The organism is Bradyrhizobium uaiense (genome assembly GCF_010811875.1).
Classification (GTDB): Bacteria; Pseudomonadota; Alphaproteobacteria; order Rhizobiales; family Xanthobacteraceae; genus Bradyrhizobium; species Bradyrhizobium uaiense.
In genome coordinates this window covers 1-255 of the sequence record NZ_VKHP01000715.1, presented here as the reverse complement: position 1 = coordinate 255, position 255 = coordinate 1, and the positions used below count along the sequence as shown (strand labels likewise).

Sequence of the window (255 nt, the reverse complement as noted above, 5' to 3'; positions counted from 1 at the left end):
CGCCGCGCTGGTCGACGCCGACCGCCATCGGCAGCTTGCCGTCGTCGGCCTTCGGCAGCCCGAGCCGGGCGCGCATGTCGACCACGGTGACGATGCGGCCGCGCAGATTGAGCACGCCGGCGATCTCACTGGAGGCCAGCGGCACCCGCGTCAGCCGCTCCGGCATGAACACGTCCTGCACCCGCGAGATCGGCAAGCCGAACAGCTGGCCGCCGATCACGGCGGTGACGTATTCGGCCATCGCGCCTTCACTGG

1 protein-coding gene is annotated in these 255 nt (G+C 71.4%); it reads right to left on the bottom strand.

Translation table 11 applies throughout. From position 1 onward, the window contains the following. Positions 1-255: chemotaxis protein CheW (locus tag FNJ47_RS55685; protein WP_175068536.1), on the bottom strand; the 255-nt coding region annotated here is incomplete at both ends.